Source organism: Rhodopseudomonas sp. BR0M22, assembly GCF_010907035.1.
Lineage (GTDB): Bacteria > Pseudomonadota > Alphaproteobacteria > Rhizobiales > Xanthobacteraceae > Rhodopseudomonas.
Window position 1 is genome coordinate 30,024 of the sequence record NZ_QUMK01000045.1, and the last position, 16,939, is coordinate 46,962.

A 16,939-nucleotide genomic window follows, 5' to 3' on the forward strand; every position below is an offset into this window, starting at 1 on the left:
GGCTACGGTGCCTGCGGATGAACGCCGAACGCTCCAGAGTCTCGGCTTAGCACCGGCGACAGCATCTCGACGAGTTTGCGCGCTGCGGCTTCGACGCTGAGTCCGGCGGTGTCGAGGACGCCGGCCGCGCGGGCATACAGCGGTTCGCGGCTCTGCAGAATGGTGCGCAGTTCCTGCATCGCGGCGCGGTCGTCGGCCATCGGGCGCATGTCGCCCTGGCCGCGCACCCGGGTCATATGCTCCTCCGGCTCGGCCTTCAGCCAGACGGTGTAGAATGACGTCAGCACCTGATCGAAGGTGATCGGCTCGGAAACGATGCCGCCGCCGGTCGCCAGCACCACCGGCTCGTTGCGCGCCAGCAACTGCGTCAAGGCAGCCTGTTCCATCCGGCGGAAGCCTTCCTGGCCGTACAGCGCGATGATCTCCGAAACCGACAGCCCGTTCTGGCGCTCGATCTCGCGGTTCAGCTCGACGAAGCTCCAGCCGATGCTGTCCGCCAGCATTTTGCCGAGCGTGGACTTGCCGGCGCCTCGCAGGCCGATCAGCGCAATGCCGCGGAAGGTCGCCTCGCGCGGCATGTGAGCGCCGAGCCCGGACAGCACGTCCTTGGCATGCGCGATCTGCACCGGAGTTGCGCGCCGAACCAGGTCCCGGATTACCGGCCACTCGGTCGTCGCTTCGTTGGACGGCAGCAAATCTTCCAACGGGGTCGCCAGCGCCTCGGAAATGCGCCGGAGCAGCACGATCGAGACGTTGCCCTTACCGCCTTCCAATTGAGCGATGTAGCGCTCGGATATCCCGGAGACTTTCGCCAGCACCTTGCGCGACAGGCCGCGCCGACCACGCATGGTGCGAACGTGCTGGCCGAGGTCGAGCAAAAAGCCCGCATCGGTGTCGTTTGGCTCGACCATGTCCGTCCGTTCGCACCTGTTTGGAGAATGATAGTGCCGGCCACAAGCGCCAGCAATCGAACGGATGCCGTTCGATGCATTATAATTCAAGGCAAATTTCGGCAGGTGGGGCGCAATACCGCGGGCCGGTGTCGGCGCGTTTGAGCGCGGACCGGGCGGAGAGCGATGTATTCGGCACGGCGCGTCTCCCACCACACCGGCGGGAGACGCAAAGTGCGGTGCTTAGGCCCAGCCGTCGCCCTTGATGCCGGGATTGGCGAAGGCGACGCCACCGTCGACCGTCACGGTCGATCCGACCACATAGTCGCCGGCCCGCGAGGCGAGGAAGACGGCGGTGCCGGCCATGTCCTCATCGGTGCCGATCCGGCCGGCGGGCACGCGCTTGGCGACAGCGTCGGACTCGTCGCGCGCCGCCTTGTTCATGTCGGAAGCGAACGGTCCGGGCGCGATCGCGGTGACGACGATGCGGTCCTTGATCAACCGCACCGCCATCCGGCGGGTCAGGTGAATGAGCCCGGCCTTCGATGCCGCGTAGGGATAAGTCTCGAGCGGGTTGACGAAGATGCCGTCGATCGAGGCGATGTTGATCACCTTGCCGGGCTGTTCGGCGCTCGCGGCGGCACGAAGCTGCGGCGCCAGCGCCTTGGTCAGGAAGAACGGCGCCTTGACGTTCAGGGTCATCACCTTGTCCCAGCCGCTCTCCGGGAATTCGTCGAAGTCGGCCGCCCAGGCGGCGCCGGCATTGTTGACAAGGATATCGAGCGAGCTCTCGCGGCGCTTGATCTCGGCGGCCAGCATCTCGATGCCGGCCATGGTCGAGATGTCGATCGGCAGTGCCACGCACTCGCCGGGATACATCTCGGTGAGTTCGTCCGCAGCGGCCTGACAGGCGGCGGCTTTGCGCGCGGTGATGTAAACCCGCGACGCGCCGTAGGCGAGAAAGCCGGCCGCAATCATCTTGCCGATGCCGCGCGAGCCGCCGGTTACCAATGCGACGCGGCCTTGCAGCGAGAACAAATCTTTGAACATGACGCCTCCCTCGGATCTTTGGCCGCTTGTTTGCGGCGGCGAGGAGAGTGAGTCAAGAAATCACGCCGCAGCGACGCGGCGGAAACCGTTCCACATCGCGGTAGCGGCGCCGGAGGTCAGCACCGGTAACAGGCGGTCGTCCTGATAGTGGCCGTTGAGCGAAATCCGGGGCAGTGCCGTGAGGTGATCGGCGTATTCGGCGAACATCATGCCCGGACGCGTGGTCACCGCGGTCTTGTATCCGACCGCCTTGGCGAGTGCGAATTCGCGCGGGCCCGCTGATGCTTTGTCGCCATACGGATAGGCGAGGTGGTCGACTGCCTGTTGCAGCTCGTCCTGGATGCGCGCGCGGCTGCCGGTCAATTCGTGTGCGGCGACCAGTTCGCTCTGCCGGCTCAGCATGCAATGGGTCATGCCGTGGGCCCCGATCGTCACCAGCGGGTGCGCGGCGAAGCTGCGCAGTTCGTCCCACGACAAGCACAGCTCGCGGGCGGCGGCAGTTTCGTCGACTCCGTAGCGCAGGCACAGCGCCGTCATGGTGGCATCGAGGTCGCCGCCGTTCGGCAGGCCGCGCAAGAGATCGTGGATGCGGTCGAAAGCCGCCTGCTTGGCGTCCGGCGTCTGGATGTCGAAACGCAGGTCCTGTCCGCCGATTGCGATATCCAGACGGCTCTGGGCGGCGATCACCCGTTCCAGCGTCACCCACCATAATCGTCCGTTGCTCTCGGCGAAGTCGCTGGTGACGAACACGGTGAACGGTGCGCCGAACTCCTCGAATACCGGCAGTGCGAAATCGCGATTGTCCCGATAGCCGTCGTCGAGGGTGATGCAGGCGAAGCGTCGGCCGAAGTCGCGCGCTCGAAATCTGCGATGCAGCTCGTCCATCGGGACCAGATCGATCCCGAGCTGGCGCAAGTGCCTCAGCGTGGCGCGCAGAAAGTGCGGAGTGACCTCGAGGTGGCGGTTTGGCTGAAACGAATCGCCGCGGCCGGGCCGGACGTTGTGCAGCATGAAGATGGTGCCGATTCCGGAACAAAGCGGGCGCAACACCCGATGCGCGCCCGTGTAATAGAGGGCTTCGAGCCCGGCGCGGATCATATTGTGGCGAAAATGTTTCATCGAAGCGCAGGCTACATCATTTCGGGGGGATGCTAGGAGTCCACGGCTGAAGAAACGGTTATGCGAAGCGCAACTTTGGTTGCTGTTTTCAGGAATTGCGTTTGACAGCCCTCCAACGGGCTGATTTCTCTCTGCTTCTGATCCACGGGAAGCGGAATGCGCGGACTCTACAGCTCCAGCGGTAAATGGTGGCCCGGCGCCATTCCGCTGGTTATTCTCTGGGCCGTCGCCGCTTGGACGACGATGCCTGCCGTGGAAGCCGAACTCAGCGCCCGCTCCGCGGCTGCGCTCAAAGACACGATCCTCGACAAGACCAAGATCACGGCTGCCGGACGTGACATCACGTTGACGGCAGAGGCGTTCTCCGAAGAGGGGCGTCGTGCCGCGGTGTCCGCCGTCGAGGCGGTCCCAGGGCTCCGCCTGGTCAATGATCGCACAAAGCTGGTTCCGGAAGCCTCTCCTTACGTCTGGTCGATCGAACGCGATGTCGTCCGGGTGACGCTGAGCGGCAGCGCCCCGTTGCCGGCCAGCAGGACGCGCCTGTTCGACGGCGCCAAGGCCGCCTTCGCGGGCGTCGAGGTGGTCGACCACATGGCGCTGGCACGCGGCGCCCCGCAGCGGTTCGATGCGGCGGCGATGCTGTTGATCGACCAGATGGCCAAGCTCAAACAGGGCAAGATCACCCTCACCGGGACCAAGGTCGCGCTGAAGGGGATGGCGAAGGATCTCGGCGGCCGCGAAGCGATCGCCGCGGCGCTCCGGAATCTGCCCGACGGCTATTCGGTCGGCGACAACGAGATCGAGGCGCCGCCTTACGTGTTCCGTGCCTATAAGGATCCGGTTTCCGGTCAGGTGACGCTCGACGGCTACGTTCCGGATAATGCCGTCCACGCCGCGCTCGCAGGCGCCACAGGCCGCAAATTCTTCGGCGACAAAGTGATCGACAACCTCAAGGCCAGTGTCGGGGCGCCCAAGGGGTTTGTCGACGCCGCCGTGCCGGCGCTCGGCGCGCTGTCGCGGCTGTCGACGGGCACATTGGTGTTGTCGGACCGCGAAGTGCACCTGTCGGGCGATGCATTTTACGATGTCGCGGCGAACCAGATCCGGGGCGGTCTCAACAAGGAACTGCCGCAAGGCTGGACCGTGAAGATCGATCTTTCGGTCAAGCCGCAAGCGGCGCCGGTGGATGCGACGGTGTGCCAGCAATTGTTCAACGGTCTGCTGGCCAAGGGAACGGTGCAGTTCGACTCCGCCAGCGCCACCATCGACAAGGACTCGGCCGGTCTGCTCGACAGGTTGATCGAGACCGCGATGCGTTGTCCCAACGCTAAAATCGAGGTTGCCGGGCACACCGACAGCGACGGCGACAACGCATTCAATCAAACGTTGTCGGAGCGGCGTGCTCGCGCAGTCGTCGATTACATGGTCCGTGCCGGGCTGTCGCCCGAGCGTTTCCAGTCGTTCGGCTACGGCAGCAAGATTCCGGTCGCCGAAAACGACACTGAGGCCGGCAAGGCGAAGAACCGCCGGATCGATTTCGTGGTCAGGTGAAGCATGGTGGCTTTGGCGGATTTCTTCTGGGGCTGGCTGGTCGGGTCGCTGCTGCTCGGCTTTGCGGTCGGTTGGATCTCGGTGGTGCATCGTGGCCCGAGCCTGTCGAAGAACGCCGGGCTCGGCGTCGGCGGAATCGCGGCCGTGCTGATCGGGCTGTCTCTCGCCCGGTTGGTTCCGGGCAGGGCCGGCTATTGGCTCGACCTTTTCCTTGCCATGGTCGCGGCCTATTTGATCGGGTGTGCGATCGGGTCGTGGCTCCGCTACTGGGTGGTCGCGCGGCAATCGCAGCGACCATGACGGCGGCGGCCGTCCCGATCGATCCGCCGCTGCGACGATAGGTCCCGCGTTGCAACAGAATCCCAATAACAGCGAAGGTGCAGCCGGCAGGTTGAAGCGGATTTGAAGCGTCGCCGGCGGTCTTCCGGTGTCGACCGAATTCCACTCGGCCTGAAAACACGCTACCAACGATGTGCGGCCGGCCGAAATCGGCGTCTGAGCCGTGACACCAGGGGTAGAAACGCGGGCGAAGGGGATTCGAGGTCTCGATGCGGATCGCAATACGCAGAACGATCGAAGTTCTGCGCGAGAAGCAAATCCTGCACAAACTCGGTGTTGCGGTCAGCATCGCGGTCATCGCGGCCGCTTGCTACGTTCTGTACCATATTCTGCGCGGCATCGACCACGACCGCGTGCTCGACGCGATGGGCCAGACCGAGCCGACCTCGATCGCGCTCGCTGCCTTGTTCGTCGCCGCCGGCTATTTCACCCTGACGTTCTACGATCTGTTCGCCGTTCATGCGATCGGCCGCGGCGACGTGCCTTACCGAGTCAACGCGCTCGCCGCCTTCACCAGCTATTCGATCGGCCACAATGTCGGCGCCAGCGCGCTGACCGGCGGGGCGGTTCGCTACCGGATCTACTCGGCCTGGGGGCTCGATGCGATCGATGTCGCCAAAGTGTGCTTTCTGGCCGGCCTGACATTCTGGCTCGGCAACGCCGCGGTGCTCGGGCTTGGCGTCGCCTATCATCCCGAGGCAGCCTCGGCTGTCGATCTGTTGCCGCCGGCGGTCAACCGCGTGCTCGCGCTGCTGATCCTCGCCGGCTTGATGGTCTACGTCGCCTGGGTGTCGTTCAAACCGCGTTGCGTCGGTCGCGGCAGTTGGACCGTGACGTTGCCGGGCGGAAAGCTGACCCTGCTGCAGATCGCGATCGGCATCGTGGATCTCGGCTTTTGCGCACTGGCGATGTATGTGCTGACACCCGACGAGCCCAATGTCGGCTTCGTGGTGGTGGCGGTGATCTTCGTGTCGGCGACGCTGCTCGGTTTCGCCAGCCACTCGCCCGGCGGGCTCGGCGTGTTCGACGCCGCGATGCTGGTCGGGCTGTGGCAGATGGACAAGGAAGAGCTGCTCGCCGGCATGCTGTTGTTCCGCCTGCTGTACTACATCGTGCCGTTCGTGATATCGGTGGCCGTACTTGCGGTCCGGGAAATCGTGCTCGGTGCGCGGCCGAAGCGGGTTCGCCCGCTGGCCGAGGCGCTGAAGCCGAAACCGGTGCGCGGAGATCCCTCACCAGGTTGAGCCATGACCACCGCACCCGCGCCCGACGAGCAAACCCGCCCGGTCCGGGAAATCGTGCTCGCAGCGCCGGCGACGCGGCCATCTCTCATGACACATTGGTCCGACCGGCTTCGTCACGCGGCGATCATTCTGATCGCTGCGGCGCTGGCGCTCACCGCTCTGGTGCTGTTCGCCGAGCTTGCGATCGGCCCCGCGCTCGCCGCCTTCGCCAGCCTGATCGCTGCGGCGCTGGTGCCGTGGCGGCTGCACGACGGTGCAAGCGCGCTGGAAGAAACGCTCGGCGTCAGCCCGGTGGAAATGCCGGTGGTGAGTGCCATCGTCGGCGGGATGCCGGATCCGGCCGTGCTGCTCGATCGCGCCGGCCGCGTCATTCATCTCAATGCCGCCGCGGCGCAGCTCGCTCCGGCCCTGCGTGTACGCGAGCTGGCGCAGTTCGCGCTGCGCAGTCCGGAGATCGTCACTGCGCTGCGCGAGGCGATCGCCACCTCCGAGCCGCGCCGTGTGACCTATCTGGATCACGGCTCGATCGAGCGCTGGCTCGAGTTGATGATCGCGCCGGTGCAGGTGCCGACCGCGTTCGGCGGCACCGATCAGTGCATGCTGATGACGTTCCACGATCTGACGCCGCTGCGCCGCGTCGAGGAGATGCGTGCCGACTTCGTCGCCAATGCCAGCCACGAACTGCGCACACCCCTCGCGGCCTTGTCGGGTTTCATCGACACGCTGCAGGGGCAGGCCCGCGACGACCCGAAAGCGCGCGAACGCTTCCTCGGCATCATGCACGCCCAGGCCACCCGGATGGCCCGGCTGATCGACGACCTGCTGTCGCTGTCGCGGGTGGAACTCAGCGTCCACGTTCGTCCCGACGCGCTGATCGATCTGAAGCCGCTGATCAAGCAGGTGACCGACGGGCTCGAGCCGCTGGCCAAGGAACGCCAGGTGGTGATCGAGCTCGAGCTTCCAGAGGATGCCGCGACGATCGCCGGCGATCGCGAAGAGCTGTTGCGGTTGTTCGAGAACCTGATCGAGAACGCGCTGAAATACGGCGCCTCCGGCGGGCGCGTGGTCGTCTCGGTAATGGCCGCGGTGTCGGGCGAAGGGGTGCCTGAATATCGTGCCGTCGTCCGCGACTTCGGCCCCGGCATCGCCCCCGAGCATCTGCCGCGGCTGACCGAGCGGTTCTACCGGGTCGATGTCGGCGACAGCCGATCCCAGGGCGGTACGGGGTTAGGATTATCGTTGGTGAAGCATATTGTTAACCGTCACCGCGGTCGGCTTCTGATCGAAAGCGTGCTGAAAAAGGGCGCGACTTTCACCGTCTGCCTGCCTCAGGGAAAGCCCCAGGTCTGAGTCGAATAAGCATTCGATTTCAATCGCTTAGGGCGGTCACATGACTGTCATCAAACCCTCATAAAAGGTCAACCGACCGCCCGTAGACGGGGCGGGGTAAGCGCAGTCGGGCGCGCTGAGCGCTTCGCTTACAGATGGAGACCTTCCCCATGAATTTCATCAAGGCAATCGTCGCGGCCGGTCTGGTTGCGGCGTCGACCTCGGCCTTCGCCGCCGACATCACCGGCGCTGGCGCCACCTTCCCGTACCCGGTCTACTCGAAGTGGGCGGACGCCTATAAGAAGGAAACCGGCAACGGTCTGAACTATCAGTCGATCGGTTCGGGCGCCGGCATCAAGCAGATCATTGCCAAGACCGTGACCTTCGGCGCCACCGACGCGCCGCTGAAGCCGGAACAGCTCGACAAGGAAGGCCTGGTGCAGTGGCCGATGGTGATGGGCGCCATCGTGCCGGTCGTGAACCTCGAAGGCGTGAAGCCGGGTGAGATGGTGCTCGACGGCGAGACCCTGGCCAACATCTACATCGGCAAGATCACCAAGTGGGACGACCCGGCGATCAAGAAGCTGAACCCGAAGGTCAGCCTGCCGAGCGACGCGATCACCGTGGTTCGTCGCTCCGACGGCTCGGGCACCACCTTCAACTTCACCGACTATCTGTCCAAGGTCAGCCCGGAGTGGAAGACCAAGGTTGGTTCGGGCACCGCGGTCGAGTGGCCGGTCGGCGTCGGCGCCAAGGGCAACGAAGGCGTTGCCGGCAACGTCGGTCAGACCAAGAATTCGATCGGTTACGTCGAATACGCTTACGCCAAGCAGAACAAGCTGACCTACACCGGTCTGGTGAACAGCGCCGGCAAGACGGTGCAGCCGACCATCGCGGCCTTCCAGGCTGCGGCGTCGAACGCCGACTGGGCCAAGGCTCCTGGCTACTACCTGATCCTGACCAACCAGCCGGGCGAAGCCTCGTGGCCGATCACCGCCGCGACCTTCATCCTGATGCACAAGGAGCCGGTCGATAAGGCTGCCTCCGCCGAAGCCGTCAAGTTCTTCAAGTGGGCGTTCGAGAAGGGCGCCAAGGCCGCCGAAGAGCTCGACTACATCCCGATGCCGGAACCGGTCGTCAAGTTGATCGAGAAGACCTGGGCCGCGGACATCAAGAGCTGATAGGCTGACTGTCGAAGCTGCGATCCGGCTCCGTCCGGGTCGTAGCACGACGTTCACGCGAACGACGGATTCCGAGGAGCGGACTTCTCGGACTCCGGTTTTGCACCGCAGCCGGTGCAGGCGCGACGATCGAGCGCGCATCCGGATTCAATTCAGAAATCTCCAGCCGCGAAGCGCGGTTTCGGCCCTGCAGAAGGCATAGGGAGAGTTAGCGTGGCGGATATGGCGGTTGAGACAACCGGATTGCAAGCGGCTGCCGGACCTTACGATCGGGCCAAGGCGCTCAGCGCTTTCAAGCTCGGCGACAAGGCCTTCTATTGGACGACGCGCTCCTGCGCGATTTCGGTGCTGCTGATCCTCGGCGGCATCATCGTGTCGCTGATCATCGGTGCCTTGCCGGCGATCCGCGAATTCGGCTTCTCGTTCCTCACCACCTCGCGGTGGGCGCCAGCCAACGATCCGCCGGTGCTCGGCGCACTCGGGCCGATCTACGGCACGCTGGTGACGTCGCTGATCGCGATGATGATCGCGATCCCGGTCGGCCTCGGCATCGCGATTTTCCTCACCGAGCTGTGCCCGATGTGGCTGCGCCGCCCGATCGGGCTCGCCATCGAGCTGCTCGCCGGCATCCCGTCGATCATCTACGGCATGTGGGGCTTCTTCGTGCTCGGCCCGTTCTTGGCCTATCACTTCCAGCCGTTCATGATCTCGATCTTCGCCGACATTCCGGTGCTGAACGACATCTTCGCGGGGCCGCCGTCCTATCTCAGCCTGTTCAACGCGGCGCTGATCCTCGCCATCATGGTGCTGCCGTTCATCACCGCGATCTCGGTCGACGTCTTCAAGACCGTGCCGCCGGTGCTGAAAGAGGCTGCTTACGGCGTCGGCTGCACGACCTGGGAGGTGGTCCGCAGCGTGGTGATCCCCTACACCCGGGTCGGCGTGATCGGCGGTGTGATGCTGGCGCTCGGCCGTGCGCTCGGCGAGACCATGGCGGTCACCTTCATCATCGGCAACTCGTTCCGGATCACCGGGTCGATCTTCTCGCCCGGCACGACGATCTCGGCGGCGATCGCCTCCGAATTCGCCGAGAGCGACGGTCTGCACCAGTCGGGCCTGATCCTGCTAGGTCTGTTGCTCTTCATTCTGACCTTCCTGGTGCTGGCGGCCGCCCGGCTGCTGCTGCTCCGGCTCGAACTGAAGGCGGGTAAGTGACATGACGCCGATCCATCTCGACAATCCCATCTACAAGCGGCGTCATCGCAACGACGTGGTGATCAAGGTGCTGTGCTCGGGAGCGGCGCTGTTCGGCGTCACCTGGCTCGCGCTGATCCTGTTCACGCTGTTCTGGAACGGCCTCGCCGGCCTCAATCTCGAAGTGTTCACCCAGAACACCCCGCCGCCGGGTTCGACCTCCGGCGGTCTGCTCAACGCCATCGTCGGCTCGGTGCTGATGACCATTCTGGGCGTCGGCATCGGAGCGCCGCTCGGCCTGTTCGCCGGCACGTATCTGGCCGAGTACGGCAAGTACGACAAGCTGACCTCGGTGATCCGCTTCATCAACGACATCCTGCTCAGCGCACCCTCGATCATCATCGGCCTGTTCATCTACGGCGCGGTGGTGGTGACCATGGGCCGGTTCTCGGCGCTTGCCGGCGCGCTGGCTTTGGCGGTGATCGTGATCCCGGTGGTGGTGCGCACCACCGAAGACATGCTGCTGCTGGTGCCGAGCTCGCTGCGCGAAGCCGCCTCCGCGCTCGGTCTGCCGCGCTCGCTGGTGATCCGCCGAATCGCCTATCGGGCGGCGCGCGCCGGTCTGATCACCGGCATCCTCCTGGCGACGGCCCGCGTCGCCGGCGAGACCGCGCCGCTGCTATTCACGGCGCTCAGCAACCAGTTCTTCAGCCTGGATCTGACCAAGACGATGGCCAACCTGCCGGTCACCATCAACAACTTCGTCCAGAGCCCCTACGCCTATTGGAAGCAGCTCGCCTGGACAGGCGCGCTGCTGATCACCCTCACCGTGCTTGCCCTGAACATTGGCGCGCGCATCATCGGCGCCGAGAGGACCACGAAATGACCGAGATCTCGATCGCCACCAGCGTTCCGTCCGCGATGCCGCCGATCGGCGCCCAGCCGGACGGGCCGGCGAAGGTGACCGTGCGTGACCTCAATTTCTACTACGGCCAGAACCACGCGCTCAAACACATCAATCTGGCGCTCGCCACCAACCGGGTCACCGCCTTTATCGGTCCGTCGGGCTGCGGCAAGTCGACGTTGCTGCGCATCTTCAACCGGATGTACGACCTGTATCCGGGGCAGCGCGCCGAGGGGCAGGTGCTGCTCGACACCACCAACATCCTCGACCCCAAGCTCGACCTCAACCTGCTGCGTGCGCGGGTCGGCATGGTGTTCCAGAAGCCGACGCCGTTCCCGATGACGATCTATGAAAACATCGCGTTCGGCGTCCGCCTGTACGAGAAGATCTCCAAGTCGGAGATGGACGGCCGGGTCGAGAAAGCGCTGCGCGGCGCGGCGCTGTGGAACGAAGTCAAAGACAAGCTCAACGCCTCCGGCCTCAGCCTGTCGGGCGGTCAGCAGCAGCGGCTGTGCATCGCGCGCACCATCGCGGTGCGGCCGGAAGTGATCCTGTTCGACGAGCCGTGCTCGGCGCTCGACCCGATCTCCACCGCCAAGATCGAAGAGCTGATCGACGAGTTGAAGGAACAGTACACCATCGCGATCGTGACCCATAACATGCAGCAGGCGGCGCGCGTCTCGGAGTCGACCGCCTTCATGTATCTCGGCGAGCTGATCGAGTTCGGCCCGACCAACAAGATCTTCACCTCGCCGAGCGATCGGCGCACCCAGGACTACATCACCGGCCGGTTCGGCTGACGCGGCGGGCGAGGAGCACGGATATGGGATTCGAACACACCACCAAGGCGTTCGACGGCGACCTGCAGGATCTGACCCGGCTGGTTGCGGAGATGGGCGGCTTGGCCGAGCGCCAGATCGTCGACTCGGTCGATGCGCTGATCCGGCGCGACGTCGCGCTGGCCTCGCGCGTGGTCGCGGCCGATGCCGAGATCGACCAGATGCAGCGCAATATCGAAGAGCGCGCAGTGCTGACCATCGCGCGGCGCCAGCCGATGGCGATCGACCTGCGCGAAATCGTCGGCGCGATGCGCGTCGCAACCGATCTCGAGCGGATCGGCGATCTGTCGAAGAACATCGCCAAGCGCGTCAACGCGATCGACAGCGACTTCCATCCGCTGAAGCTGATCCGCGGCCTCGAGCACATGACCGACCTCGTGCAATCGCAGGTCAAGGCAGTGCTGGATGCCTATACGGCGCACGACCTGCCGGCCGCGATGGTGGTGTGGAACGGCGACGAGGAAGTCGACGCGATCTGCACCTCGCTGTTCCGCGAGCTGCTCACCTACATGATGGAAGATCCGCGCAACATCTCGTTCTGCATCCACCTGATGTTCTGCGCCAAGAACATCGAACGGATCGGCGATCACGCGACCAACATCGCCGAGACGGTGTTCTACATGATCGAAGGTCAGCAGATCATGGACAAGCGTCCGAAGGGCGACATGACGACCTTCGCGAACGCCACTCCCGGCAACTGACGCCGATCTGGTCGCCGGCCCGCCGGGCCGGCGCCATGGGGCGGATCGAGACGACACTGAGACGAGGACGACAATGGCTGCGCGCATTCTGGTAGTTGAAGACGAGGAAGCGCTGACGACGCTGCTGCGATACAATCTGGAATCCGAAGGTTACGAGGTCGAGACGGTGGCGCGCGGCGACGACGCCGACACCCGGATGAAGGAGCGGATTCCCGACCTGGTGGTGCTGGATTGGATGTTGCCGGGCCTGTCCGGCATCGAGCTGTGCCGCCGGCTGCGGGCACGGCCGGAGACCAAGCAACTGCCGATCATCATGCTGACGGCGCGCGGTGAGGAAAGCGAGCGGGTCCGCGGGCTCGCGACCGGCGCCGACGATTACATCGTCAAGCCGTTCTCGGTGCCCGAGCTGCTGGCGCGGGTGAAGGGCCTGCTGCGTCGCGCGGCGCCGGAGCGTCTCGCCACCGTGCTGGCCTATGGCGATCTCGAGCTCGACCGCGACAAGCGCCGGGTGGCGCGGTCCGGCCGTCCGATCGATCTCGGCCCGACCGAATATCGTCTGCTCGAATTCTTCCTGGAGCATCCCGGCCGGGTGTTCAGCCGCGAACAGCTGCTCGACGGCGTCTGGGGGCGTGACATCTACATCGATGAGCGCACCGTTGACGTGCACATCGGCCGCCTGCGCAAGCTGCTCAATATCGGTCGCGAGCAGGACCCGATTCGCACCGTTCGCGGCGCCGGCTACGCCCTCGACGACCGCTTTGCCAAGATCGAAGGCAGCCCGTCGTAGTTGTTAGCAGGTTTGCGACGTCGGGTGGGCAAAGCGAAGCGTGCCTACCAAGACATTAGAGCAGTTCTGTTTTTCATAGAATCAGAGCTGATCCACGCCTCCTGCCCCACGCACAACCTCATGGTGAGGAGGCGCGTAGCGCCGTCTCGAACCATGTGACGCAGGGAATGCGTTGCCCCATCCTTCGAGACGCCCGGCTTCGCCGGGCTCCTCAGGATGAGGACTCAGTGCCTTCGGAAAGGTCGGATCGTTCAATCAAACGATGAACCGCTCTAGTTTCAAATCACGATGACCGCGAGTGGGATTTGGTGACACGTGGGAGCGCCGCGATGGCGGCGTTTGCCGACTTTATAGCTTTTGCAATCGTTCAGCCGCGGCCTCAGCCCAACATAGCAGCGTCATCCTCCGCGAAGGCGGAGGATCCAGTATTGCAGTGGGTTGGTGGCAAGTAACGGACGCTCTGGAATACTGGATCGCCCGCTTTTGCGGGCGATGACAGTTTGGCGGGATGGCGCAGCCCTGAGCTGCGCGAGCGCGGTTTGCTGCGGCCTTGGGTTGGCGGCGTCAGTCTAGCGGGTGGTCTTGGGAGCTGCGCGGCGGCGATCGCCGACCGGCTGGTAGGCGATGCGCGAGTGGTGCGCACAGTAGGGCAGGCCCGGCAGCGACTTGCCGCCGCAGAAGAAGAATTCCGGGCTCGATGGATCGCCGACCGGCCAGTGGCAGGTGGCTTCGTTGAGTTCCAGCAGCGACAGCCGCTGGTTCATCGGGACCACGTTGTCGAACGTGACCGGATCCGGCTCCGCTTCGACTTCGAAAGCGTGGGCTAGGGCGGTGTTGCCGCGGGCCACCGGACGGTTCACACGCATCATTTGTTGCACCGGGCGAGCCTTGCGTGGCCGCGGCGCCGCCGAGGTCGGGCTCTTGGCCCGGCCTGACAGGCCGAGGCGGTGAACCTTGCCGATCACGGCATTGCGGGTGACGTTACCCAGCTCGGCGGCAATTTGACTCGCCGACAGCCCGCCCTCCCACAATTTCTTCAACTGTTCGACGCGCTCGTCGGTCCAGGTCAATGCCGTCATAGTTCTATCCCTTCCTGCCGCGGGCGCCGAAGGCGAGGCGCGGAACCGCGGCTGTGAGGTCGTCAAAATCTCTGCTGTCAGAATCCCTTAGCGCTCGCCGGACGACCCCTGCCGCCCCGGCGTTACGCCTCATCCGAGAACTCGAAATGGATTACAAACCGCGCACGAGATGTCGTACCCGACAGGCAAAAGGCTACAATATGCCGTGACTCGGGCGCAAGAGTCCGACCCGGTGCGTCCACACCTTCTCCTGTGAGTGAGTCCACGAAGCCACAACAATCAGCACGAGCCGTGCTTTTCTGGCCGCACTTCGTCGAAGCTCCGTGTTGACAGTGAGTTCGACGCTTCTAAAATAATCCTACGTGCCGCCTGGAAAGGCGGCACGTTTCGTTTTCGGGGTACGTTGTCCTGACTGCGTTCGTGTCATGCACATGACGCGGCCGGCCGGCGGCCCGCTTTTTTCCGATCGGATCGGCCATGTCTCAGAGCGCTTCAACGTCCCATCTCCTCCCGGTTTTCGCCAGAGCGGATGTCGCGTTCGAGCGCGGCGAAGGCGTCTGGCTGCACGGGACCGACGGCGAGCGCTACCTGGATTTCACCAGCGGCGTCGCCGTCAATGCGCTCGGCCATTGCCATCCGTATCTGGTCGAAGCCTTGCAGCAGCAGGCGACCAAACTGTGGCACATGTCCAATCTGTTCAAGAGCCCGGACGGCGAACGGCTGGCGGCGCGGCTGTGCGAGCAGAGCTTCGCCGACAAGGTGTTCTTCTGCAATTCGGGCGCCGAAGCAGTCGAATGCGCGCTGAAGATGGCGCGGCACTATCACTTCTCGAACGGCGCGCCCGAGCGCACCCGGGTAATTACTTTCGAAGGTGCGTTCCACGGCCGCACGCTCGGCACGCTCGCCGCCACCGGCGCGGCCAAGTACCTGGAAGGTTATGGCAAGCCGCTCGACGGGTTCGATCAGCTCCCGCTTGGTGATCTCGACGCGGTCAAAGCCGCGATCGGTCCGGAGACTGCGGCGATCCTGATCGAGCCGCTGCAGGGCGAGGGCGGCGTGCGCTCGCCGGAGCTGGCGTTCTTCCGCGCCTTGCGCGAGCTGTGCGACGCGCACGGCCTGCTGCTGGTTTTCGACGAAGTCCAGACCGGCATGGGCCGCACCGGCGAGCTGTTCGCCTATAAGCGGGTCGGCGTTGCGCCGGACATCATGGCGCTGGCCAAAGCGCTCGGCGGCGGCTTTCCGATCGGCGCCTGCCTGTCGACCGCCGAAGCCGCGAAGGGCATGGCGCCCGGCGCGCACGGCTCGACCTTCGGCGGCAATCCGCTCGCCGTCGCGGCCGCCAATGCGGTGCTCGACATCATGCTGCAGCCGGGCTTCTTCGATCACGTCAAGAAGATGTCGCTGCTGCTCAAGCAGAAACTCGCCGGGATCGTCGATCGGCATCCGCGCGTCGTCAGCGAGATCCGCGGCGAAGGATTGCTACTCGGCCTGAAGGCGGTGGTGCCGTCGCCGGAGTTGATCGCAGCGCTGCGCGCCGAGAAGCTGCTCACCGTCGGCGCCGGCGACAATGTCGTGCGCCTGCTGCCGCCGCTGATCGTCAGCGAAGCCGAACTCGACGAGGCGATCGGGCGACTGGAGCGCGCCTGCGTCACGCTTGCCGGGCAGGCGGCGCAGAAGGAGGCGGTGTGATGAGTAGCACCATGCCGCGGCACTTCCTCGATCTCACCGAGCTGCCGACATCCGAACTGCGCAACATGCTGGCCGCCGCCGTCGCCATGAAGGCGAAGCGCAAGGCGAACGCCGAGGCCGACAAGCCGCTCGCCGGCAAGACGCTGGCGATGATCTTCGACAAGCCGTCGACCCGCACCCGCGTGTCGTTCGATGTCGGCATGCGCCAGCTCGGCGGCGAGTCGATCATGCTGACCGGCGCCGAAATGCAGCTCGGCCGCGGTGAGACCATCGCCGACACCGCGCGGGTGCTGTCGCGCTTCGTCGACATCATCATGATCCGCATCCTCAATCACGAGGCGCTGCTGGAGCTCGCCGCCAACGCCACCGTGCCGGTGATCAACGGCCTGACCCGCAAGTCGCATCCCTGCCAGGTGATGGCCGACGTGATGACGTTCGAGGAGCATCGCGGGCCGATCAAGGGCCGCACGATCGCCTGGACCGGCGACGACAACAACGTGCTGGCGTCGTTCGCTCACGCCGCGCAGCGCTTCGACTTCAAGCTCAAGATTGCCACCCCGCCGCAGCTCGCGCCCAGCAAGGCACTGCGCGACTGGGTCAAGCAGAGCGGTGCGGCGATCACCATCGGTACCGATCCCGAAGAGGCGGTGCGCGGGGCCGACTGCGTCGTCACCGACACCTGGGTGTCGATGGGCGACAAGGACGGCGAGCATCGCCACAACCTGCTCAAGCCGTATCAGGTCAACGCCAAGCTGATGTCGCTCGCCCACAAGGACGCGATCTTCATGCACTGCCTGCCGGCGCATCGCGGCGAGGAGGTCACCGACGAGGTGATCGACGGCCCGCAGTCGGTGGTGTTCGACGAAGCCGAAAACCGTCTGCACGCGCAGAAGGGCATCCTGGCCTGGTGCCTCGGCGCGGTGGCGTAGTTACTTCTTCCCATGTGAGCGAAGCGGCCGCCGTGCCCCTCCCCCCTTGCGGGGAGGGTCGGCCGAGCGAAGCGGAGGCCGGGGTGGGGGTGCTCCGAGCACTGAGCGTGTGGC

16 protein-coding genes are annotated in these 16,939 nt (G+C 64.9%); 12 read left to right on the forward strand and 4 right to left on the reverse strand.

What is annotated here, in order from left to right; translation table 11 throughout:
• Window positions 1–2: 2 nt before the first annotated feature.
• The 3 genes from DY468_RS15390 to DY468_RS15400 form a co-directional block, all read right to left on the reverse strand.
• Entirely contained in the window at window positions 3–968 is a 966-nt protein-coding gene (locus tag DY468_RS15390) for a helix-turn-helix transcriptional regulator (protein ID WP_349644286.1), read from the reverse strand.
• Between the two features lie 165 nt (window positions 969–1,133).
• Window positions 1,134–1,940, reverse strand: a complete 807-nt coding sequence (locus DY468_RS15395) for an SDR family oxidoreductase (protein WP_164605679.1) — start codon at window positions 1,938–1,940, stop codon at window positions 1,134–1,136.
• Between the two features lie 60 nt (window positions 1,941–2,000).
• Window positions 2,001–3,059, reverse strand: a complete 1,059-nt coding sequence (locus tag DY468_RS15400; protein WP_164605680.1) for a polysaccharide deacetylase family protein — start codon at window positions 3,057–3,059, stop codon at window positions 2,001–2,003.
• 156 nt (window positions 3,060–3,215) lie between these two features.
• Here DY468_RS15400 and DY468_RS15405 point away from each other — a divergent pair, with 156 nt between their 5' ends.
• The 10 genes from DY468_RS15405 to phoB all read left to right on the forward strand — a co-directional run bounded on the left by DY468_RS15405 (window position 3,216) and on the right by phoB (window position 13,128).
• On the forward strand, window positions 3,216–4,610 hold the full coding sequence (locus tag DY468_RS15405; RefSeq protein ID WP_164605681.1) for an OmpA family protein: 1,395 nt from the start codon (window positions 3,216–3,218) through the stop codon (window positions 4,608–4,610).
• Between the two features lie 3 nt (window positions 4,611–4,613).
• A complete protein-coding gene (locus DY468_RS15410; protein ID WP_164605682.1) occupies window positions 4,614–4,910 on the forward strand; it encodes a hypothetical protein in 297 nt (98 codons plus the stop codon).
• A gap of 248 nt (window positions 4,911–5,158) precedes the next feature.
• Entirely contained in the window at window positions 5,159–6,193 is a 1,035-nt protein-coding gene (locus DY468_RS15415; protein ID WP_164605683.1) for a putative bifunctional lysylphosphatidylglycerol flippase/synthetase, read from the forward strand.
• A gap of 3 nt (window positions 6,194–6,196) precedes the next feature.
• Window positions 6,197–7,543, forward strand: a complete 1,347-nt coding sequence (locus DY468_RS15420; protein WP_205512392.1) for an ATP-binding protein — start codon at window positions 6,197–6,199, stop codon at window positions 7,541–7,543.
• Window positions 7,544–7,692: 149 nt separating this feature from the next.
• Complete coding sequence (gene pstS, locus DY468_RS15425) at window positions 7,693–8,703, forward strand: phosphate ABC transporter substrate-binding protein PstS (protein WP_164605684.1); 1,011 nt, start codon at window positions 7,693–7,695, stop codon at window positions 8,701–8,703.
• A gap of 213 nt (window positions 8,704–8,916) precedes the next feature.
• Window positions 8,917–9,918 (forward strand): phosphate ABC transporter permease subunit PstC, encoded by a 1,002-nt coding sequence (pstC, locus tag DY468_RS15430; RefSeq protein WP_164605685.1) that lies wholly within the window; start codon window positions 8,917–8,919, stop codon window positions 9,916–9,918.
• A 1-nt stretch (window position 9,919) separates the two neighbouring features.
• Window positions 9,920–10,783, forward strand: a complete 864-nt coding sequence (gene pstA, locus DY468_RS15435; RefSeq protein ID WP_164605686.1) for a phosphate ABC transporter permease PstA — start codon at window positions 9,920–9,922, stop codon at window positions 10,781–10,783.
• Window positions 10,780–11,601, forward strand: coding sequence for a phosphate ABC transporter ATP-binding protein PstB (gene pstB / locus DY468_RS15440; RefSeq protein ID WP_164605687.1), 822 nt, complete (start codon window positions 10,780–10,782; stop codon window positions 11,599–11,601). Before pstA ends, pstB begins: the two co-directional genes overlap by 4 nt.
• A 23-nt stretch (window positions 11,602–11,624) precedes the next feature.
• Window positions 11,625–12,341, forward strand: coding sequence for a phosphate signaling complex protein PhoU (gene phoU / locus DY468_RS15445; protein WP_164605688.1), 717 nt, complete (start codon window positions 11,625–11,627; stop codon window positions 12,339–12,341).
• Window positions 12,342–12,414: 73 nt separating this feature from the next.
• Entirely contained in the window at window positions 12,415–13,128 is a 714-nt protein-coding gene (phoB, locus tag DY468_RS15450) for a phosphate regulon transcriptional regulator PhoB (RefSeq protein ID WP_164605689.1), read from the forward strand.
• 569 nt (window positions 13,129–13,697) lie between these two features.
• Here phoB and DY468_RS15455 read toward each other — a convergent pair.
• Complete coding sequence (locus DY468_RS15455) at window positions 13,698–14,207, reverse strand: GcrA family cell cycle regulator (RefSeq protein WP_164605690.1); 510 nt, start codon at window positions 14,205–14,207, stop codon at window positions 13,698–13,700.
• Window positions 14,208–14,684: 477 nt separating this feature from the next.
• Here DY468_RS15455 and DY468_RS15460 point away from each other — a divergent pair, with 477 nt between their 5' ends.
• Both DY468_RS15460 and argF read left to right on the forward strand, forming a co-directional pair.
• Entirely contained in the window at window positions 14,685–15,896 is a 1,212-nt protein-coding gene (locus DY468_RS15460; protein ID WP_164605691.1) for an aspartate aminotransferase family protein, read from the forward strand.
• Window positions 15,896–16,825 (forward strand): ornithine carbamoyltransferase, encoded by a 930-nt coding sequence (argF, locus tag DY468_RS15465; protein WP_164605692.1) that lies wholly within the window; start codon window positions 15,896–15,898, stop codon window positions 16,823–16,825. Before DY468_RS15460 ends, argF begins: the two co-directional genes overlap by 1 nt.
• Window positions 16,826–16,939 lie beyond the last annotated feature (114 nt).

Coding starts and splice junctions, on each gene's coding strand:
- DY468_RS15395 (WP_164605679.1), bottom strand. CDS start 1,940: ATGTTCAAAGATTTGTTCTCGCTGCAAGGCCGCGTCGCATTGGTAACC.
- DY468_RS15400 (WP_164605680.1), bottom strand. CDS start 3,059: ATGAAACATTTTCGCCACAATATGATCCGCGCCGGGCTCGAAGCCCTC.
- DY468_RS15405 (WP_164605681.1), top strand. CDS start 3,216: ATGCGCGGACTCTACAGCTCCAGCGGTAAATGGTGGCCCGGCGCCATT.
- DY468_RS15410 (WP_164605682.1), top strand. CDS start 4,614: ATGGTGGCTTTGGCGGATTTCTTCTGGGGCTGGCTGGTCGGGTCGCTG.
- DY468_RS15415 (WP_164605683.1), top strand. CDS start 5,159: ATGCGGATCGCAATACGCAGAACGATCGAAGTTCTGCGCGAGAAGCAA.
- DY468_RS15420 (WP_205512392.1), top strand. CDS start 6,197: ATGACCACCGCACCCGCGCCCGACGAGCAAACCCGCCCGGTCCGGGAA.
- pstS (WP_164605684.1), top strand. CDS start 7,693: ATGAATTTCATCAAGGCAATCGTCGCGGCCGGTCTGGTTGCGGCGTCG.
- pstA (WP_164605686.1), top strand. CDS start 9,920: ATGACGCCGATCCATCTCGACAATCCCATCTACAAGCGGCGTCATCGC.
- pstB (WP_164605687.1), top strand. CDS start 10,780: ATGACCGAGATCTCGATCGCCACCAGCGTTCCGTCCGCGATGCCGCCG.
- phoU (WP_164605688.1), top strand. CDS start 11,625: ATGGGATTCGAACACACCACCAAGGCGTTCGACGGCGACCTGCAGGAT.
- phoB (WP_164605689.1), top strand. CDS start 12,415: ATGGCTGCGCGCATTCTGGTAGTTGAAGACGAGGAAGCGCTGACGACG.
- DY468_RS15455 (WP_164605690.1), bottom strand. CDS start 14,207: ATGACGGCATTGACCTGGACCGACGAGCGCGTCGAACAGTTGAAGAAA.
- DY468_RS15460 (WP_164605691.1), top strand. CDS start 14,685: ATGTCTCAGAGCGCTTCAACGTCCCATCTCCTCCCGGTTTTCGCCAGA.
- argF (WP_164605692.1), top strand. CDS start 15,896: ATGAGTAGCACCATGCCGCGGCACTTCCTCGATCTCACCGAGCTGCCG.